The 21206-nt window shown below is 33.8% G+C and carries 20 protein-coding genes; 6 read left to right on the top strand and 14 right to left on the bottom strand.

The genetic code is table 11. The features are described 5' to 3' along the window. Positions 1-7: 7 nt before the first annotated feature. The 3 genes from E0F76_RS08270 to E0F76_RS08260 all read left to right on the top strand — a co-directional run bounded on the left by E0F76_RS08270 (position 8) and on the right by E0F76_RS08260 (position 4246). On the top strand, positions 8-1546 hold the full coding sequence (locus E0F76_RS08270; protein WP_132004109.1) for a biotin carboxylase: 1539 nt from the start codon (positions 8-10) through the stop codon (positions 1544-1546). An 84-nt stretch (positions 1547-1630) separates the two neighbouring features. After that, on the top strand, positions 1631-2647 hold the full coding sequence (locus E0F76_RS08265; protein ID WP_132004106.1) for a C45 family autoproteolytic acyltransferase/hydolase: 1017 nt from the start codon (positions 1631-1633) through the stop codon (positions 2645-2647). A 243-nt stretch (positions 2648-2890) separates the two neighbouring features. Beyond that, the gene (locus tag E0F76_RS08260; RefSeq protein ID WP_132004103.1) at positions 2891-4246 is read left to right on the top strand and encodes an NAD-dependent succinate-semialdehyde dehydrogenase; all 1356 of its coding nucleotides are present in this window, start codon (positions 2891-2893) and stop codon (positions 4244-4246) included. A 175-nt stretch (positions 4247-4421) separates the two neighbouring features. Here E0F76_RS08260 and carB read toward each other — a convergent pair whose 3' ends face one another. Beyond that, complete coding sequence (gene carB, locus E0F76_RS08255) at positions 4422-7274, bottom strand: carbamoyl-phosphate synthase large subunit (protein ID WP_132004100.1); 2853 nt, start codon at positions 7272-7274, stop codon at positions 4422-4424. Between the two features lie 144 nt (positions 7275-7418). After that, positions 7419-7580, bottom strand: coding sequence for a 50S ribosomal protein L34 (gene rpmH, locus E0F76_RS08250; protein ID WP_007136275.1), 162 nt, complete (start codon positions 7578-7580; stop codon positions 7419-7421). A gap of 164 nt (positions 7581-7744) precedes the next feature. On the opposite strand from rpmH, the gene E0F76_RS08245 reads away from it, so the two are divergent. Next, positions 7745-8260 carry a DUF2892 domain-containing protein gene (locus E0F76_RS08245; RefSeq protein WP_132004097.1) on the top strand — a complete coding sequence of 172 codons (516 nt, stop codon included), beginning with the start codon at positions 7745-7747 and terminating at the stop codon, positions 8258-8260. 79 nt (positions 8261-8339) lie between these two features. On the opposite strand, the gene E0F76_RS08240 is transcribed toward E0F76_RS08245, so the two are convergent. After that, complete coding sequence (locus tag E0F76_RS08240) at positions 8340-8996, bottom strand: alpha/beta hydrolase family protein (protein WP_132004094.1); 657 nt, start codon at positions 8994-8996, stop codon at positions 8340-8342. A gap of 114 nt (positions 8997-9110) precedes the next feature. Between E0F76_RS08240 and E0F76_RS08235 the strand changes: the two genes are divergently transcribed. After that, complete coding sequence (locus tag E0F76_RS08235) at positions 9111-9827, top strand: pirin family protein (protein WP_132004091.1); 717 nt, start codon at positions 9111-9113, stop codon at positions 9825-9827. 11 nt (positions 9828-9838) lie between these two features. Continuing rightward, positions 9839-10141 carry a GNAT family N-acetyltransferase gene (locus tag E0F76_RS08230; protein WP_246022015.1) on the top strand — a complete coding sequence of 101 codons (303 nt, stop codon included), beginning with the start codon at positions 9839-9841 and terminating at the stop codon, positions 10139-10141. Positions 10142-10193: 52 nt separating this feature from the next. Here the strand turns inward: E0F76_RS08230 and E0F76_RS08225 are convergent, their stop codons facing one another. The 11 genes from E0F76_RS08225 to dnaJ form a co-directional block, all read right to left on the bottom strand. Further along, a complete protein-coding gene (locus E0F76_RS08225; protein ID WP_132004088.1) occupies positions 10194-11828 on the bottom strand; it encodes an ABC-F family ATP-binding cassette domain-containing protein in 1635 nt (544 codons plus the stop codon). Between the two features lie 172 nt (positions 11829-12000). Then, positions 12001-13467 (bottom strand): alanine/glycine:cation symporter family protein, encoded by a 1467-nt coding sequence (locus tag E0F76_RS08220; RefSeq protein ID WP_132004085.1) that lies wholly within the window; start codon positions 13465-13467, stop codon positions 12001-12003. Positions 13468-13688: 221 nt separating this feature from the next. After that, entirely contained in the window at positions 13689-14492 is an 804-nt protein-coding gene (locus tag E0F76_RS08215; protein WP_132004082.1) for a Cof-type HAD-IIB family hydrolase, read from the bottom strand. A gap of 323 nt (positions 14493-14815) precedes the next feature. Further along, on the bottom strand, positions 14816-15124 hold the full coding sequence (locus E0F76_RS08210; RefSeq protein WP_132004079.1) for a type II toxin-antitoxin system RelE/ParE family toxin: 309 nt from the start codon (positions 15122-15124) through the stop codon (positions 14816-14818). Position 15125: 1 nt separating this feature from the next. Continuing rightward, positions 15126-15371 carry a hypothetical protein gene (locus E0F76_RS08205; protein WP_132004076.1) on the bottom strand — a complete coding sequence of 82 codons (246 nt, stop codon included), beginning with the start codon at positions 15369-15371 and terminating at the stop codon, positions 15126-15128. Between the two features lie 35 nt (positions 15372-15406). Then, complete coding sequence (locus tag E0F76_RS08200) at positions 15407-15622, bottom strand: putative signal transducing protein (protein ID WP_132004074.1); 216 nt, start codon at positions 15620-15622, stop codon at positions 15407-15409. 55 nt (positions 15623-15677) lie between these two features. After that, a complete protein-coding gene (locus E0F76_RS08195; protein ID WP_132004071.1) occupies positions 15678-16325 on the bottom strand; it encodes a DEAD/DEAH box helicase in 648 nt (215 codons plus the stop codon). A 99-nt stretch (positions 16326-16424) separates the two neighbouring features. Continuing rightward, entirely contained in the window at positions 16425-17588 is a 1164-nt protein-coding gene (locus tag E0F76_RS08190) for a sigma-54-dependent transcriptional regulator (protein WP_132004068.1), read from the bottom strand. Positions 17589-17653: 65 nt separating this feature from the next. Continuing rightward, the gene (locus E0F76_RS08185; RefSeq protein ID WP_132004065.1) at positions 17654-18961 is read right to left on the bottom strand and encodes an ABC transporter permease; all 1308 of its coding nucleotides are present in this window, start codon (positions 18959-18961) and stop codon (positions 17654-17656) included. A gap of 49 nt (positions 18962-19010) precedes the next feature. Further along, positions 19011-19934 carry an ABC transporter ATP-binding protein gene (locus E0F76_RS08180; protein ID WP_132004062.1) on the bottom strand — a complete coding sequence of 308 codons (924 nt, stop codon included), beginning with the start codon at positions 19932-19934 and terminating at the stop codon, positions 19011-19013. Between the two features lie 144 nt (positions 19935-20078). After that, entirely contained in the window at positions 20079-21200 is a 1122-nt protein-coding gene (gene dnaJ, locus E0F76_RS08175) for a molecular chaperone DnaJ (protein ID WP_132004059.1), read from the bottom strand. Positions 21201-21206: the final 6 nt, after the last annotated feature.

Raw genomic sequence — 21206 nt, 5'->3', positions numbered from 1 at the left:
AATATCTATGACAACGATAAAAACAACACGTACAAATAAAGTAGCTAAACCAATTAATAATAAAAAAGTGTCTGAGAAAAAGATCCCTAATTCTGAGATGCTTAATGGCGTATCTGATATAAGAAGGTTTTTTTACAAAAACGAAACGCCGCTTTATTTTATAAGTGCCACTAATTTCAATATGTTGGGTGCGGATGAATGGATTAAAGGATTTAAATTTATTTGTCATATCGAATGTTTTGATGGCCAGCATCCTAATGTATTTTCTCCAAAAGAAGAAATTCCACATGATGAATTCACTAGTATTGAAGACATCAATAATTATCTATTACAACATCCAGAAGTTAAATCGTATTTGAACCTGAGAAAAAAAGGAGAATCTACCGGAAAAGCAATGTTTCTAATGTTTGATGAAACGACTGAAAAACTTGCCAAAAAATTAGACCTTGAAATTATGTTCCCTCCAGCTAAAATGAGAACTTTACTGGACAACAAAGTAAATACCAATCGTATTGCTGAAAAAGCGGGTGTGCCTTGCGTGCCTTATGTACTTTCAAATGTTACAGATTATGAACAATTATGCAAAGTTTCTAAAGTTCTTGGAACTGATTTAGTAATTCAAACCCCATTTGGAGATTCAGGTCATACTACTTTCTTTATTACTAATGAAGAAGAATTTAAAAAATATGAAGAAGAAATCATCAAAGAAGAAGAAGTTAAAATAATGAAACGCATCAATTGCAAGGGTTCTGCTATTGAAGCCTGTGTAACAAGACACGGTACAATTGTTGCTCCATTGATGACAGAACTTGTAGGATTTAAAGAATTGACTCCTTACAAAGGCGGTTGGTGTGGAAACGAAATATATCCTAATGCGTTTACTCCAGAAATTAGAGAAAAAGCGGCTAAATACACCCAACTTTTCGGTAATCAATTAAGAAAAGAAGGATACAAAGGCTATTTTGAATTGGACTTTTTGATTGATCAAGATAATGGTGAAGTGTATCTAGGGGAATTAAATCCCAGGGTAACTGGAGCAAGCTCTATTACCAACCATGCAGTTTTTGCCTTGGCAGATGCACCTCTTTTTATGTTTCATATATTGGAATGGATGAATGTAGATTACAACCTAGACGTCAAAGAAATAAATGATAGATGGGCTCTTCCAGAAAACTGTGACGGGTGGAGCCAATTGATTGTTAAACATACCGAAGATACAATTGAGTATGTTTCTGAAGCTCCTAACTCAGGAATTTGGAAAATGTTCGATAATGGTCATATTCAATTTGATAGGATGGATACGCACAGAAGAGCAGTTGAGTCTGAAAATGAAGCGTTTTTTATACATATTTCCAAAGCAGGTGATTATTTGTATGAAGGAGCAGATATGGGAATTTTGGTTTCAAGAGGCCGCATGATGACAGATGATTTCAAAGTCAACGATCGTGCAAAAAATTGGATCAATGCCATTCGAGGTAAATATGTCACACAATTGGTGGAAGATAAAAGAGAAAAAATAGTACTTTCAGGTACTTTAACTAAATAATTCCAGTATTATAAAGAAGAACAAATATTTAATATTTTTTTTTTGGACGCCTTTATAACACCTATTTTCTTTAATTAAAAAACAATGCAATTACATTACAACACCATTTCTGAGCCCGATGTTCCAGGTTTAAAATGGAAAAAATTATTTGATACTTTCTGGCCTGCCTATCATGCCTGGTTGGTCTCTAAAGATGCTGCTTATTTTCCGGATTTGCATGCCTCACAGGAAGCACTTAAGAAATATATGCCTAAAATGTGGCCAACATATTTACGTTTATGCAAATTGAGCAATGGAGATCAAATAGTAGCTAATTTTCTAACAGGTTTTAACCCACCTGCCTATATTTGTGCTTGCTCTCAGGCAGTAATGACGAAAAACACTGTACAACTAGTTCGCAATTATGATTATCATCCAAATCTTTTTGAAGGAAACTTAGTATTGAGTTCATGGAATGGAAAAAAAGTGATTGCTACAAGTGATTGTCTAATTGGTGCAATAGATGGAATGAATGAAGATGGATTGGCAATTTCGCTAACTTTTGGTGGAAGTAAAGTAGTAGGAATGGGTTTTGGTATCCCTTTTATTTTAAGGTATGTACTCGAATTTTGTAGTAATGTGGAAGAAGCGGTAGAAGAGTTAATGGTTATTCCTGCCCATATGTCCTGTAATGTGACTGTTATTGATAAAAGCGGGAATTTTAAAACTATCCTTTTATCTCCTGAAAGAGATCCTATTGTTACTGATGACTCTTTTACGACAAACCATCAGGAAACTATAGATTGGCCAGAAAATGCCAAGTTCAATAAGACAATCGAACGATCCGTTTTTATAAAAAATTTATTATTAGAAAAAAACCTTTCAGCAAATAAAATGACAAATGCTTTTCTGAAACCTCCTTTGTACAATACGCTTTTCAACCAAGGTTTTGGAACACTTTATACGGCAGTATATAATCCTATTGAAGGAAGCGTGCAAATACGATGGCCTCAGGATAAAATAGTAGTTAGCTTTAATGACTTTACGGAAGAATACAAACATATTGAATTCAATTTACATTCAAATGAACAAATAAATAGATCAAAACATAATAACATTTAAGAAATATAGATGAATTAGAAAAAGGTGAAACCAATGTTTTGGTAAATTACAAAAACAACGAATAAGTTTACCTATAACATCATTGCATTAGACATATAGATTACTGAGCTAATATAATTATAGTAGAAATGATAAAATTAATTTTATTAATTACCAATCATATTAACCTTTTATAACCTATTAAGCTAAATTAAAATTTAAAATAATTCCTAGAATTATAACAATATAAAAGAAACATCAATTATGGAATTTAAAAGTATTAACCCTTATAATGCAGAGCAAGTTGGATTATATACTGCACTCACTCAAGAAGAATTAGCTGAAAAGCTCAACCAAAACAAGGCTGTATTTGAATCATGGAAAATGGTACCACTTGCTGAACGCTGCAAGCTACTTAAAAATGCTGGACAAGTGTTACGTGATAATGTGGAGGAGTATGCCAAAATGATTACTTTGGAAATGGGAAAACCAATTTCGGAGTCTAGATCGGAAGTAAACAAATGTGCTTGGATATGTGATTATTATGCAGAGAATGCAGAGAATTTCCTAGCCGATGAACTCATTCCCACAGACGCTCAGCAGAGCTTTGTGAGACACGATCCAATAGGGAGTGTTCTTGCTATTATGCCTTGGAATTTTCCGTTTTGGCAAGTTTTTCGATTTGCAGCACCGACATTGACTGCCGGCAATACTGGATTATTAAAACATGCCCCAAATGTATTTGGATGTGGTAAACTAATAGAAGAAGTCTTTATTAAAGCAGGATATCCAGCAAATGTATTCCAAACCTTAATAGTACATCACGATCAAACAGAGTCAATTATTGCTCATCAAAGTATACGGGCCATTACGCTAACTGGAAGCGAAAAAGCGGGTGCTGCAGTGGCAACATTAGCGGGTAAATACATTAAAAAATCTGTTTTAGAACTTGGAGGTAGCAATGCCTTTATTGTTTTGGAAGATGCTGATATCGATGTGGCAGTAAAAACTGCTTTTACTGCAAGAATGTTAAACTGTGGTCAAAGTTGTATTGCTGCAAAACGCTTTATTTTAGTAGAAAGTATCTACGACGAATTCGTTTCTAAATTTATCGAAGCGATTCGACTTTTAAAATCGGGAGATCCTTTAGCCGAAAGCACTACTATTGGCCCCATGGCTAGGATCGATCTTGCTGACCAATTGAATGCACAAGTAAAAGAATCTGTTGCACAAGGCGCTAAACTATTACTTGGTGGCCAACAAAAGGACTTCTATCACGAACCTACTATTTTGGGTGATGTAGAACCAGGCATGCCTGCTTTCGACCAGGAAACTTTTGGCCCATTAGCAGCCATGATAAAAGCTAAAGATATAGATCACGCATTCGAACTCTCGGAAAAATCCAATTATGGACTTGGAGTAACAATATGTACAATAAATACAGTGAAAGCCTTAAAATATGCCGACAAAGTAAGTGATGGTGCCTATTTTATTAATGAAATGGTAAAATCAGACCCGAGACTGCCTTTTGGAGGAACCAAACAATCGGGTTATGGACGTGAACTAGCTAAAGATGGAATGATGGAGTTTGTGAATCGCAAAACAGTTTACGTAAAATAAATAGGAATTAGTTCTAATCAATGAATCATTAGTTAAAGTTAATATATACCACATTTGTCCCTATTTTTTATTTAAACTAATTTTATATTGTTTTATTTTAAACCAATAATACTCAAATAAATCCTACAAAAAAAAGCTCCATTTCCGGAGCTTTTTCAATATACTAAATTCAAGTTTATTTACTCAAATACATTTTTCTTCTAGAATACAATTCGTAGAATTGATCGTCTTTCAAATCGTCAATAAACAAGATGCTCTCTCCAGTCGATTTCATTTCTGGTCCTAATGCTTTATTTACATTATGGAACTTGCTGAAAGAGAAAACAGGTTGTTTAATCGCAAATCCTTTTAATTGTGGATTGAATTTAAAGTCGGTAACTTTATTTTCTCCCAACATTACTTTAGTAGCATAATTTACATAAGGTTCGTTGTATGCTTTTGCAATAAAAGGTACTGTTCTTGATGCTCTTGGATTAGCCTCAATAATATAAACGATATCGTCTTTTATCGCAAACTGAATGTTAATTAAACCTACGGTTTGCAAAGCCAAAGCTATTTTCTTAGTATGATCCTTAATTTGTGTCATTACAAATTCACCCAAGTTAAACGGTGGTAAAGTAGCATTACTATCTCCAGAATGCACTCCACAAGGTTCGATGTGTTCCATTATTCCAATAATATACACATTTTCACCATCACAAATTGCATCAGCTTCTGCTTCAATCGCTCCATCTAAATAATGATCTAAAAGCAATTTATTTCCGGGAATTGTTTTCAATAAATTGATAACGTGTTCCTCTAATTCTTGTTTGTTGATTACAATTTTCATTCCTTGACCACCCAACACATAAGAAGGACGAATCAACAAAGGAAAATCTAAAGTGTCTGCCAAGGCAGAGGCTTCGTCAGCAGTTTCAGCAATTCCAAATTGTGGAAAAGGAATTTTTAATTCGGTTAATAAATCAGAGAAACGGCCTCTATCTTCAGCTAAATCCAAAGCATCAAAGCTCGTCCCAATAATTTTAATGCCGTATTTCGCCAATTTCTCAGCAATTTTCAAAGCAGTTTGTCCACCCAATTGCACGATTACACCTTCTGGTTTTTCGTGTTGAATGATGTCATATATATGTTCCCAAAATACAGGTTCAAAATATAACTTATCTGCTGTATCAAAATCGGTCGAAACTGTTTCTGGATTACAGTTAATCATTATCGTTTCGTAACCGCATTCTTTGGCCGCCAAAACACCGTGAACACAAGAATAATCAAATTCGATTCCTTGCCCGATTCTGTTTGGACCTGAACCCAATACAATTACTTTCTTTTTTGGAGTTACAATACTTTCGTTGTGAACGTAACGTTCTCCGTTTGCTTTTTCTATTTCAGCCTCAAAAGTCGAGTAATAATAAGGGGTTAAAGCTTTAAATTCTGCAGCACAAGTATCCACTAATTTGAAGACGCGGTTGATGTTCATCGTCATACGCAAAGCATGTACTTCACTTTCCAGACAATTAATCATGTGAGCAATTTGTCTGTCGGCAAACCCTTTTTGTTTTGCTTCAAGCAACAATTCTTTTGGCAATTCTTCCAGTTTAAAGTTGGAGATTTCTTTTTCTAAAGTATATAATTCCTCATATTGTTTCAAGAACCACATATCAATTTTAGTAATTTCATGAATACGACTCAATGGAATTCCCAAAGCGATAGCATCATAAATCACAAAAACACGATCCCAACTTGCAAAAGTTAGTTTTTCGATTATTTGTTCGTAATTTGTATATCCTTTTCCGTCGGCTCCTAAACCATTTCTCTTTATTTCCAATGATTGTGTGGCTTTATGTAAGGCTTCTTGGAATGAACGTCCAATTCCCATAACCTCACCCACTGATTTCATTTGAAGTCCTAAAGTTCTATCAGCACCTTCGAATTTATCGAAATTCCAACGTGGTATTTTCACAATCACATAATCCAAGGTCGGTTCAAATAAGGCCGAAGTAGATTTGGTGATTTGGTTTTGTAATTCATCTAAATTGTATCCCAAAGCTAGTTTTGAGGCTATTTTTGCAATTGGATACCCTGTTGCTTTTGAAGCCAAAGCGGAAGAACGTGACACACGAGGATTAATTTCGATGGCAACAATATCTTCTTTTTCGTCTGGCGAAACGGCAAACTGCACATTACAACCTCCTGCAAAATTTCCAATACTACGCATCATCAGGATGGCATAATCACGCATTCTTTGGAAAGTAGTGTCCGATAAAGTCATTGCTGGAGCAACAGTAATGGAATCCCCAGTGTGAATCCCCATTGGATCCATATTTTCAATTGAACAGATAATTACAACATTATCGTTTTTATCTCTCAAAAGCTCCAATTCGTATTCTTTCCAACCCATTAAAGCTTTATCAATCAACACTTCGTGTATTGGAGAAGCTTCTAATCCTCTAGTCAAAAGTTCGTCGAAATCCTCTTTTTTATAAACAATTGCAGCTCCTGTTCCACCTAATGTAAAGGAGGGACGAATAACCAATGGAAAACCATATTCTTGAGCAATTTCTTTTCCTCTAAGGTATGAGGTGCAAATTTCAGCAGGTGCTGATGGCACGTTGATTTTCTTCAACAATTGTTTAAATTGCTCTCTGTCTTCAGTAATATTGATAGCATTAACATCAACACCAATTAATCGTACTCCAAAATCTGTCCAAATTCCTTTTTCATCAGCTTCAAGACATAAGTTCAGTGCCGTTTGACCACCCATAGTTGGCAAAACAGCATCAATTTGTGGATGCTCTTTCAGGATTTGAATTATTGATTTCGTTGTTAAAGGCAATAAATAAATATGATCTGCCATCGATGGATCAGTCATAATAGTTGCAGGATTCGAGTTAATTAAGATAACTTCAATTCCTTCTTCACGAATAGAACGAGCTGATTGTGAACCTGCGTAATCAAATTCACATGCTTGACCTATAACGATTGGACCTGAACCTATTATTAATACTGATTTTATGGAGTTGTCTTTTGGCATTTTTTTTGTTTTATTTGTTTAAAGTTCAAAGATTTAAAGTTAATTATAGTACAATAAATCGTAAACTTGAAATTATTTTAACGACAAGGTATAAAAAAAGGCGATACTAAAAAAAGTAACGCCTTTATGATGTTTATAAAAACATTATTTTTTGTGTCTTGGTTCGCAAGATACAGTCAATTTGTGTCTTCCTTTTGCTCTACGACGCGCTAGGACTTTTCTTCCATTTGCAGAAGCCATTCTGTCCATAAATCCGTGCTTATTTCTTCTTTTTCTTTTCGATGGTTGAAACGTTCTTTTGCTCATTGCTTTGTATCTTTAAAAAATGTATTTAAATGTCTTTAGTGGTTTTGAATTCTGTTATTCTCAAACCGAGTGCAAATATACAAAGACTTTTATTTCTGGCAAGTGGTTTTATAATTTTTTTTTTAATTCATTTTACTATCTTTGCTATTATAAATTTACACACTATGTTTCCTAAAGTTATCAAGCTTATTCTCGCCGGACTTATTATCATTACTGGCATTTGGCAATTTACTGAATCGAATATCGGTAATGGAATATTCCTTATATTATTGTCTGCAATTCCAATTTTTCTTTATTTCAAAAATGAATTTATTTTATTAGCCTTCTTAAAACTGAGAAAACAAGATTTTGAAGGCGCCAAAAAATGGTTGGCTTACATCAAAAAGCCAGAATCAGCTTTAGTAAGAAAACAACAAGGCTATTTCAACTATCTGCATGGAATTATGCTTTCGCAAACAAACATCAATCAATCTGAGAAATTTTTCAAGAAAGCAATCGAATTAGGTTTGTCTATGGATATGGACCTGGCTGTGGCCAAATTAAACCTAGCAGGAGTTGCGATGACTAGAAGAAGAAAACTAGAAGCAACTAATTTATTAAACGAAGCTAGAAAATTAGACAAACAAAACATGCTTTCCGATCAGATAAAAATGATGAAAGACCAAATGAAGAAAATATAAACTTCATTTGAAATTTGTAAAGTAAAAAGTCGTAAAGTAAAAATATAATAGTTTTTACTTTACGACTTTTTTTTAAAATCTATTTCATTATAATCTTAGGCAAATTTTCATTAAGCCACTTGTATTTATTCAATACCATTATATGAGTTCCGCCTTTTACAACTACGCAATTATGAATGTTTTTTATCGGAAAAACATCATCTTCATCCCCGTGAATGTGAATTACTTTTTTATCCTCAACCGTTCTTTCCCATAAAACAACTTGCTCCACAGCCCAGTCCAAATAGTTCTTATCTCTAACACAAAGAAACTTTTCATATAATTTGAGTCGAGTATTTATTTTTGTACCAAAAGAAAATTGTGCTAAACCTTCTAAATTGGCCAATAAAGCCGTTGGAATTAGTTTATAGGCCTTTGTGGATTTTGCCAATTTCATTCTCATGGGAAATTCCAAATTACTTTTGACACTCGAAATAATAATCACTTTTCTGGTATCAATAAACGCTGCCATTTCCTGAACCAAAATCCCTCCAAAAGAAACACCTATTAAAACTGGATTTGGATGTGTAATCTTTTTTGTCATTCGTTTTGCATACGCTGCTAAAGATTCTTTTTCCAATGGTATTTCCCACTCCAAAAGCAGCATTTCAAATAAATTTTCCGGAAGAACTATTCGCTCAAAAATAGCGGCACTTGCGGCCAATCCAGGCATAAAATAAACGGGAATCTTACTCATAATGGGATTTTAACTATTTTACAACAGTATTCGAATTTATAATCACGAAATTTATAAAATTAATTCATTTAATTGAATCCTGTTTAATTCCAACTTATTATTATCAAATAAAGTATGAAAACTAAACTATATCATGCAAATACAAGAGGAAAAGCTGATTATGGTTGGCTTAAAGCCAATTTCTCCTTTTCTTTTGGAAATTATTACAATCCTAATCGGGAACAATTTGGAATGCTTCGGGTATTAAACGATGATACTATTGATGGTGGAACTGGTTTTGGGACCCATTCACACGCCAACATGGAAATTATTACAATTCCGCTTGAAGGAGGTCTAAAACACAAAGATAGTATGGGAAACGAAGGCATAATTCGTTTTGGTGAAGTACAAGTAATGAGTGCCGGAAAAGGAATTGAACATTCAGAAATGAATGCAAGCCAAAATGACCCTGCAAAAACCCTGCAGTTATGGGTATTTCCTGAAAAAGAAGGGGTAAAACCAAGATACGACCAAAAATCGTTTGATATTGAAAATCAAATCAATACCTTTGTAAACATAGTTTCTCCAAAAAACAAGAATGACGGAAATGCATTATGGGTTTACCAACAAACTTTTTTTAATTTAGGAATTTTCGAAAAGGACAAAACCAGTACTTATAAAATAAACATTCCAGAAAACGGAGTTTATCTTTTCTTGATTGATGGTGAGATTGAAATTGAGAACCAAATATTAAAAAAAAGAGATGCTATAGGAATAATTGATTTTGAGCACTTTGACTTCAAAATCATTTCAACAGCAAAAATACTTTTGGTCGAAGTGCCAATGCATTAATATGAATAATTATGGAAACAGCAGTCAATATTGAAATCAAGGACAACACTTTTGCTCGACAATTTGAAACTATAGTAGATGAAGGATTAGTTACAGTAGAATATTCATTTCAGGAGAAGAAAATATTTTTGACAAAAATTAATGTTCCTGATGACTTTGATGATGAAATTTTCATTTCCAACTTACTCAAAAACATAATGGCAATTGCTATTGAAAGAAAATTTAAAGTAGTTCCAATTCTTCCCAAAATAGTAGTTTTTTTCAAAAAGAATCCTGTTTACAAAGAATTACTTCCACCTGGAATTAGACTTTAAAAAAAACTGGCTGCTTCAATTAGCAGCCAGTTTTTTTTTATAAATGAAAGATTTATTTCTCAATTTCTTTCATGCTATCCATTTTTTTGTGCGCTAAGAATCCGCTAATATCTTCAAAATGCTCTACAACTCGTTTGTTTCCAAATTCGAAAACTTTAGTAGCCAAACCATCTAAGAAATCACGATCGTGAGAAACTAAAATTAGCGTTCCATCAAAGTCACGTAAGGCATCTTTGATAATGTCTTTGGTTTTCATATCCAAATGATTGGAAGGCTCATCCAAAATCAACAAATTAACGGGTTCCAATAGTAATTTAATCATTGCTAAACGTGTTTTCTCTCCACCAGAGAGCACTTTTACCTTCTTGGTTACATCATCACCGTGAAACATAAAAGCACCTAAAATATCTTTGATCTTAGTACGAACATCTCCAACAGCAATATCGTCAATAGTTTCAAAAATGGTTGCATTTTCATCCAATAAAGACGCTTGGTTTTGGGCAAAATACCCAATTTGAGCATTGTGACCAATTTCGACAGAACCATCATCAACACCAATTTCCTTCATAATGGCTTTGATCATCGTCGATTTACCTTCCCCATTTTTCCCAACAAAAGCTACTTTCTGACCTCTTTCGATAACAATATTAGCATCCTTAAACACCACATGGTCGCCATAAGACTTTGACATTTCCTTTACAATAACAGGATATTGTCCAGAACGCACTGCAGGTGGGAATTTTAATTTTAATGCTGATGTATCGACTTCATCAACCTGAACAATTACTAGTTTTTCAAGCATTTTAACTCGAGACTGAACGGCATCTGTTTTAGAAAATGTTCCTTTAAAACGATCAATAAAAGTTCGATTATCCGCAATCATTCGTTGTTGCTCATCGTATGCCTTTTGTTGGTGCATGCGACGGTCTTTTCGAAGTTCTAAATAATGTGAATACTTGGCTTTGTAATCATAAATACGTCCCATAGTCACCTCGATAGTACGATTGGTAATATTATCTACAAAAGCTCTATCGTGAGAAATCACCACAACTGCTTTGGCCGAATTGATTAAGAAATCTTCCAACCATTGAATACTTTCAATATCCATGTGATTCGTAGGTTCATCCAGTAAAATCAAATCTGGTTTTTGCAAAAGGATTTTAGCCAATTCAATTCGCATTCTCCAACCACCAGAAAACTCCTTTGTTTGACGGCCGAAATCTTCGCGAACAAATCCTAAACCTATCAAAATTTTCTCGATTTCAGCTTCGTAATTCACTTCCTCAATGGCGTAAAACTTCTCGCTTAAATCTGAAACTCGTTCAATCAATTTCATGTAGGCATCACTTTCATAATCCGTACGAATAGTTAACTGCTCATTGATTTCGTCGATTTCTGCTTTCATACTAAAGATTTCGCCATACGCTTTGGAAGTTTCTTCCATAACAGTTGCTCCATCTGTTGTTAATAAATGCTGGGGTAAATAAGCTATTACAGCTTCTTTTGGTGCCGAAATACTTCCTGTTGAAGGTTTACTTTGACCTGCAATAATTTTCAAAAGGGTTGATTTTCCTGCTCCATTTTTACCCATTAGGGCTATTTTATCGTTTTCGTTTATGGCAAAAGAAACATCACTAAATAAAGAGGTTCCACCAAATTGAACCGAGATATCGTTGACTGTAATCATTAAATTTTTGTTTAAAGTTTAATGTTCAAAAGTTTAAAGTTGTATAAATCATGAACATTTTTTTGAAAGTGGCAAAGATAGATTAATTAAACAATTAGTCTATAAAAAAATAAAGCTTCTAAAATCAGATCGCTTTTTCTGATTTTAGAAGCTTTAATGGAACGGTAAAAATTTATTTATCGTCTTTGTGTTTGAGTAATGTAGTCCAAATATGAGCGTTCATTACTCCAATATCCTCTGGATTAAAAGTGGGATCTTTACCTTCTTTTTTCTGTTTTTCATAATCTTTTAAGGCGGCCAAAGCTGGTTTTTGCAATAGTAGAATAGCAATTATATTAAACCAAGCCATTAGACCTACCCCAATATCTCCAATAGCCCAAGCCAATTGGGCCTGATTAACCGACCCATATATAACCACCATAATCATGATTATTTTTAAAATATGATAAAAAAGAGGGGATTCTATTTTTCGGGTGATATAGGAAATATTTGTTTCGGCAATATAATAGTAGGCTACAATAGTGGTAAAAGCAAAGAAAAACAAGGCGACAGCTACAAAATAACCACCCAATCCCGGAAAAATAGTATCCATCGCACTTTGGGTATATCCAGGTCCTGAAGCAATATTTTTTGCTCCTTCATATAAAAATTGTTGAGCTCCATCTGCTCCAGCGGCTGGATTTATTACATTGTATTTCCCTGTTATTAATAACATAAAACCGGTAGCAGAACACACTAACAAAGTATCAATATAAACGGAGAAGGATTGTACCAAACCTTGTTTAGTAGGATGCGAAACGTTGGCAGCAGCAGCAATATGAGGGGCGGTTCCTTGACCAGCTTCATTAGAATAAATCCCTCTTTTTACACCCCACTGAATGGCTAAACCAAAAACGGCTCCAAATCCAGCTTCCATATTAAAAGCACTTTTAAATACTAATGAAATCAATTCTGGCAATCTATTAATATCAATTATGATGATGATCAATGCTATAATTATATAAGTAATTGCCATAAAAGGAACAATATACTCAGTAAATTTTGCAATTCTTTTTACTCCGCCAAAAACTATAGCTGCGAATAATAGTGCAACACCAATTCCCGTATACAAAGTATTGATTTGAAAGGCATTTTGCAATCCTTCGGCGATTGAATTGGCTTGTACTCCAGGCAATAAAATTCCAGCTGAAATCACTGAAACAATGGCAAATAAAACGCCAAACCATTTTACTCCTAAGCCTCTTTCGATATAAAAAGCAGGACCTCCACGAAATTCACCTAGATGTTTTTCTTTATAAATTTGTGCTAATGTTGCTTCAACAAATGCAGTACTTGCTCCCAAAAAAGCCACCATCCACATCCAAAACATCGCTCCCGGTCCACCAAAAGCAATTGCAGTAGCTACACCCGCAATATTTCCTGTCCCTACTCTTCCTGCCAAAGACATCGATAACGCTTGAAAAGAGGAAACACCTGAATCAGTACTTTCGCCATCAAATAGTAAACGGAACATTTCTTTGAAATGACGTACTTGTAAGAATCGAGTACGCATCGAAAAATAAAGCCCTGTGCCTAAACATAAAATAATTAAAGCATTACTCCAAATAATATTATTTAACATTCCAACAAATTCTTCCATAAACTCGGTTTAGTTAGTAATTCTTATTAAAAACCAAATTAAAGTTTTTTTAAGCTAGGAAACAAGTTTCATGGAAATTGAAATGAAAAAGCCGAAGATGTTATTTTCTAAAAATAATTTAAAATACAACTGTTTCTCTTTCGAAAAAACTAAATCAATTTTCAAAAAAAAAAACCTCAAAATCAAAATTTTGAGGCATATTTAAAAAAATCATATATTATTTATTCTAATATAAACCGTCGAACAACTTCGGCAACACCGTGTTCGTTATTCGAAGCCACAATAACATCTCCAAATTCTCTTAATTCTGGGTCTACATTATCAACCCAAACACCTAATCCGGCATATTGCACCATTGTTAGGTCATTACCTGCGTTACCAATAGCAATAATCTCGCTTTGATGAATATTGAGTTTATTGGCCAAAAATTGCAATGCAGCTCCTTTGTCAACACCAGTTGGTGCAGCTTCTAGGAAAAAAGGTTTCGACATACAAACACTTAATTCCGGTTGTTCTAATTTCAATTTTGGCTCGACTGTTTTAAGGTATACAGGTTCTTCCAACAATAGGCATTTAACGGCAGAAGTTGTTACTGCATCTTTAAAATTTGGAACAATAACTAATTCTAATCCAGTGATTGTACTTTCAAGATCTATATATTCCGAATGTCTTTCACTGATTATTTTCCCATCCAAATAGGTAATAATATGAGTGTTGTTTTCTAGACTAAAATCATAAAGGGAATGAATTTGTTCTTTGGATAATGAATGTTCAAACAACACCTTATCTTCTTTTAAATCCGTAATTGTAGATCCGTTAAAAGAAATCATATAGGAATTATTGATGTCACATTGCAAATATCTGGCATAATCAATCATTGCCGAAGTTGGTCGACCCGAAGCCAAAACAACATAAACACCCAATTCTTGTGCTTTTAAAAGCATTGCTGTATTCTCGTCTGAAATGATATGATTATCGTTTAATAAGGTGTCGTCCATATCAACAACCAACATTTTGTATTTCATTGTTTAAATTTAATTTTTTCTGTTTTTAATCCCACATATCACTTCCTTCAAATCTAGAATACTTAGTATATTTTAAAGATTCCTTTTCAAATAAATACAAACTTCCAAAATAACACCCAATTACATAAAAAGAAACTGATTTTTCATTTTTAGAAATTTCAATTTCAAAATTATTTAAAACCTTTATATTTTGAAATTGAGAAATTGGATCTCCTATATAAATTCCTTTTTCAAATTCCCATATGCCATTTAATCTACCTCATCAAAAGAAAAATCTAGCACCAACAATCATTAAGAATACAATCAAAATTACTTTAGATAATTTATTCATTTTGCTTATTTAGCTTTATTGGGTTTTGGCGAGTGTCAAAAATTTGAAGAATACGGATTTCTGTTTCAGAATGAATCTTGTAAATTATCTTATAATTTCTTACTATAATTCTACGATAAGGTTCTTCTAAAAATTCATCTACCTGATATTGTTCTACAAAATGAATATTCTTACTTTGAAGAACAATATCTCTAAGGACGTTTTTCGCTCCTTGAGGAGATTTTAATTTGATCAATTCAAAAATTAGTTTTAAATCAGATTTTGCTTTATTATCCCAAAGAATTTTGATTGGCTTTTGCATATTACCAATTCTCGATTTCTTTCTCTAAATCTTCAATAGTAGTATATTTTCCTGATGCAATTCGCTCATCAGCTTCTTTAATCATATTGATATATTCTTCTTTATCTACCGGATATCCACTTATGGTATGAGCCACAACTTCTTTATCTAAAACAGATTTTAAAGCTATTATTTTTTTAATTTTACTTTCATCATCAATACGAAGTAACCAATCAACTAATTCCATTTTTCTTGCTGCTATATCCATCTTACTGAGTTATTTGAATAACAAATATACAAATTTTAAATACTCAATCTGAACTCTTCAATTATCTCATTTGCTTTAGAGAAATCAGTTTCTTGAATAAATAACTCTACTGGTTTAATAGTACTTATACTTGGCAAAACATTAGCCTGATTGTTATTTCGAATAACAGTATTAACTCCTATTTCTTCAATTTTTGTTTGTAAAGCCAATGCCAAAATTTCATTTCCTGAAAACACTTTCATTAATCCCATAATACTGTTTTTTGTTTATTTTTTCTTTTTATAAATTACTACAAACTGCGAGTGATTACAATTCTTCTTCTGATTCTTCTGATTCTTCTGATTCTTCAAAATCAAATTCAAAAGGCTCCATTAACATTTTATCGGCTAGAATTTCTACTCTTTCGGTAAATTGTTCTGTAAAAATAATGCGCTGCGTTTTAGCAACGCTATTGGAAATTCGCATGATTTTGGTTTCATGACGCAGTTTCAAAATGGGATCGGCATCATCCAGAATGAACATTTTTAATCGGTTGACATTGTATCCTGCTGTAGTAAACATTTCACTCAACTTATTTGGAGTTCCAATCAAAACATCAATACCTGTGGAAATATAATTCTTGTCATATTCCATATCCCCTTTGTCATGTACGCCATAGACTTCAAGTTCTGAGTTTTTTCCGTATTTTTCGAAAAGTTCTTCCATTTCTAAAACTTTAGCTTTGTCTTCTACAATAATCAAAGCACGTGGCGACTCTTCGTTTGTACCTGCTAATTTTTGAATTACATTAATGACAATAGTTGTTGACTTTCCGGTACCTTTTGGCGCAATAATAATACAATCGGCACCGCTTTTAAGAGTCGAAAAAGTCTCTTTTTGCATTTCATTGGCCTCAATTAGTCCGTTTTGGACAAGGTTTTCTTGAAGGATTTCGTTTATTTTTTTTAGTTTCATTTTTTTAAAGTAATTAGGCAAAAGGCAATAGCCAAAAGCTAAAATTATTAAATAATCACTGCGTAACTTTTGCCTATTAGCTATTGCCTTATGGCAAATTTATTTACTAGCGAACATTTTGACATCACTTTCGGAAATTTCACTTCCACCAAGAATAATCAATCGTTCGACTACATTTCGCAATTCTCGGATATTTCCTGTCCAATCGTATTCTTGAAGTAATTTTATAGCTGCTTTCGAAAAAAGTTTTACCCCATTGCCTTGTTCTGAAGCAATTTTATCTGCAAAATGGGCTATCAGCATCGGAATATCTTCCCTTCTGTCATTTAAGGAAGGAACATTGATTAAAATAACTGCCAATCGATGGTATAAATCCTCACGGAAGCGACCTTCGGCAATTTCTTTTTTCAAATCTTTATTGGTAGCGGCAATCACTCGTACATCCACTTTGATATCTTTATCAGCACCAACTCTTGTAATGATATTTTCTTGAAGAGCACGCAATACTTTGGCTTGAGCCGAAAGACTCATGTCTCCAATTTCATCCAAGAAAATGGTTCCTTTATCTGCCGCTTCAAATTTTCCAGCTCGGTCTTTCACAGCTGATGTAAAAGCTCCTTTCACATGTCCGAACAATTCGCTTTCTATCAATTCACTTGGAATTGCGGCACAATTTACTTCAATCAACGGAAAATCTGCTCTTTGACTTTTTTCGTGCAATTGATGTGCTACTAATTCTTTTCCAGTTCCATTTGGTCCCGTAATTAATACTCTGGCTTCGGTTTGTGCTACCTTGTCAATCATCAATTTAATGTGATTTATAGGTTCACTTTCACCAATCATTTCGTAGTTCTTGCTGACTTTCTTTTTTAGAATTTTATTCTCGACTACGAGTTGTTTTCTGTCCAATGCATTGCGAACGGTATTCAGTAACCGATTTAAATCTGGTGGTTTTGAGATATAATCAAAAGCCCCCAAACGCATGGTTTGAATGGCGGTTTCCATATCACCGTGACCAGAAATCATCACCATCGGAATTTCAGGTTTTATTTTTTTGACTGCTTCGAGTACTTCTACTCCGTCCATTTTTGGCATTTTGATATCGCACAAAACGAGGTCGTAGTCGTTGTTTTTTATTTTCTCCAATCCTACAAGTCCATCTTCGGCATCTTCTACAACATAAGTCTCGTTCTCTTCGGAAAGTATTTTTGAAAGTACTCGTCGAATGGATGCTTCGTCTTCTATAATTAGTATTTTACTCATTTTTTTTGGGTTAATCGGTTAATTGTTTATTTGTTTAACCGATTAAACAGTTAAACAATTAAACTTTAATATTTCAACCATTTGTATAATTCTTTCCAACTTGGTTTTTTACCATACATTAATATTCCTACTCGGTATATTTTTGCGGCAAACCAAACCACAAAAAGGAAAGTTGCAAAAAGTATCGATATTGAAATAGCCAATTGCCACCACGGCACGCCAAACGGAATTCGCATTAACATTACGATAGGTGATGTAAGTGGAATCATCGAGAAAACGGTGGCAACAGTTCCGTGAGGATCATTGATAACTGTGAAAAAACCGATGTAAACAGCTAAAATTAACGGCATAATAATGGGCAAAAGGAATTGTTGGGAGTCGGTTTCGCTATCAACTGCGGCTCCAATTGCGGCATAAAAGGAACTGTACAAAAAGTAACCTCCAATGAAATAGATTACAAAACTAAAAAGGATCGTTGCGATAGGCAAACCCCATAAATCTTGAATATATATAGATGCCATTCCTCCAAATTCTTGATGAGCAGACTTTACAATTGATGGCGGAATATTTGCTGCTGGACTGGCATCGATTCCTAAAAGAGCAGACGCAACAAACATTAATCCAAGTCCAATTATTGCCCAAATAAAGAACTGCAGCAATCCTGCCAATGAGGTTCCAATAATTTTTCCCATCATTAATTGGAATGGTTTTACCGATGAAATAATAATTTCGACGATACGATTGGTCTTTTCTTCGATAACGCTTCGCATGACCATATTGCCATAAATAATGATAAACATCATTATTAGATAACCAAATGCACCGCCAATTGCGATCTTGATTTCATTAATGCCCCTTAGACTTTTTTCTCCTGATGCCTTAGCCAGATTGATATTGACTTTGGCTTGCGCTTTTTGTATGGCAATAGTATCAAGGTTTGAATTTTTAAAATTCTCCTTGGTTAATTTTTTTGATATTACTTCTTGCAATTTTTCGATAAAGGAAATACTGGGACTTTCATTTGAAATGAATTCAATTTTATTTTCTAAATCCGCATTATTAGAGACTTTAGGTATGTAAAGTACCCCTTCGTAACTTTCGTAGGTGATACTATCTTTAAGGAATTTCATATCCACCATTGATAAATCCTGAAAAACATATTCATCATTCAAGGCTTTAAATTCATTGACAAATAATCCTGTTTCATCATGAATGGCAACCTTTTTATTATCTGGTTTCATCGTACTTAAATAACCCACAAATACAGCTATTCCCACAAAAAGAAAAGGACTTAAAAAAGTCATTACAATGAACGATTTGTTGCGTACTTTGGCCACAAACTCTCTTTTTATTATAAGGGATATTATGCTCATTTGAAAGTTTGTAAGTTTAGAATGGTTATAAGTTTAGAGATCATAATAATTACTTTTCACTAACCGTTTTAATAAAAATATCATTAACACTAGGGATTTTTTCCACAAAATGGGTCACTTGCCCTCTTTGGGTTAAAAGATTCAGTAAATCATTTGGAGTTGCATTCCCCAGTTGAATTTCTAGTTTCAGTTCGTTATTGAGCGATTTGAAATTCGTTTGACTCACTATGAATTTTTGAGTAATGTCATGCATTAATCCTTCAATGTTATCCGATAAAATCCCCACTTCAAAACTATTCGTTCTAAATTGGCGTTTTACATCATCCAATTTGCCTTCAATCAATTTGTTTGATTTATGAATTAAGGCAATAGTATCACATATTTCCTCGACGCTTTCCATTCGATGAGTAGAAAAAATTATAGTCGATCCTTGATTTCTCAATTCCAAAATTTCTTCTTTAATAACATTTGCATTTACAGGATCAAAACCTGAAAACGGTTCATCAAAAATCAATAATTTGGGTTTGTGCAAAACACAAACAACAAATTGCACTTTTTGCGCCATTCCTTTTGAAAGTTCTTGAATTTTTTTGTTCCACCAACCTTGAATGCCTAATCTATCAAACCAATATTCTAATTGTTTTTTGGCTTCAGCTTTTGAGAGTCCTTTCATTTGAGCCAAATACAAACATTGCTCCCCCACTTTCATAGACTTGTATAATCCTCTTTCTTCTGGTAAGTAGCCAATGTATTGAACGTGTTGGGGACTAAGTTTTTCGCCATCAAAAATAATAGCTCCAGTATCAGGCATTGTGATTTGATTGATAATCCGAATTAGGGTTGTTTTCCCTGCTCCATTTGGACCTAGCAGCCCATAAATACTTCCTTTGGGTATCGTAAGGGAAACTTCATTAAGTGCAACATAATCACCATATTTCTTGACTACATTTTTTACTTCAAGTATATTACTCATGCTTTTATTTTGATTTACCACCTTTATTTTGGCAATTGGCTTATGGTTTGTAAAAATAGTTAAATGACTATAATAAGGTGTTAAATAAAATGAAAAATCCCATCTTCGAAAAACAAAGATGGGAGATTTTGATAAATTTACAGCTTATGAAAACATGTCTTTTACTTTTTCGAAAAAGGATTTATCACTTTTTTCTGGATTTGGAATAAAATTTTCATCATCGATGTTTTTCTCAAAAAAATGTTTTTGATCTTTATTCAGCGTTTTAGGTGTCCAGACATTGACATGAACTAACAGGTCTCCAGTTCCGTATCCGTTGATACTTGGTACTCCTTTGCCTTTTAATCGTAGAATTTTTCCAGATTGAATTCCATCCTCTAGTTTTATTCTCACTTTTCCGTTTACTGCTTCGATATCTTTTGAAATTCCTAAAACAGCTTCGGCAAAACTGATATACAAATCATAATGTAAATTTTCGCCTTCACGTTTCAAAAACTCATGCTCTATTTCTTCAATTGCTACAATTAAATCTCCTGGAATACTGTTCCCTGGCGCATCATTTCCTTTATTGGAAACTTTTAATTGCATTCCATCTACAACTCCCGCAGGAATTTTAATAGTAACCGTTTCGTCTTCCAAAACCATTCCTTGGGAATCTGCTTCAGTTGGTTTTTTATCCAATATTTGACCCGAACCACCACAAGTTGGACAAGTTGATGCAGATTGCATACGACCCAAAATAGTATTTGTAACTCGCATTACTTGCCCTTGACCATTACAAGTAGAACAAGTTTTATACGATACCCCTTGAGCTTGAACTTTTCGTTTTACTTTTACTTTTTTCTCAACTCCATTGGTAATTTCTTCAAGAGTCAATTTTACTTTGATTCGAAGGTTGCTTCCTTTCACTCGACGTGATCCTCCGCCTCCGCCTCCAAAACCACCACCGCCTCCAAAGGCGCTACCAAAAATATCTCCAAATTGACTGAAGATATCATCCATATTCATATGACCGCCACCGCCATAACCGCCGCCGCCGCCATTATCAAAGGCTTGATGACCGTATTGATCGTATTTGGCTTTTTTATTAGGGTCACTTAGAATCTCGTATGCTTCAGCAGCTAATTTGAATTTCTCTTCGGCTTCTGCATTTCCAGGATTCTTGTCAGGGTGAAATTCAAGTGCTTTTTTTCGATATGCTTTTTTTATTTCAGCAGTATTGGCACTTTTGGTAATACCCAGTATTTCGTAAAAATCTTTTTTCATTTTTAT

Origin of the sequence: Flavobacterium cellulosilyticum, from assembly GCF_004349355.1 — a bacterium.
GTDB lineage: Bacteria > Bacteroidota > Bacteroidia > Flavobacteriales > Flavobacteriaceae > Flavobacterium > Flavobacterium cellulosilyticum.
The sequence above is the reverse complement of the archived record's forward strand: the minus strand, read 5'-3'. Positions and strand labels throughout refer to the sequence as shown.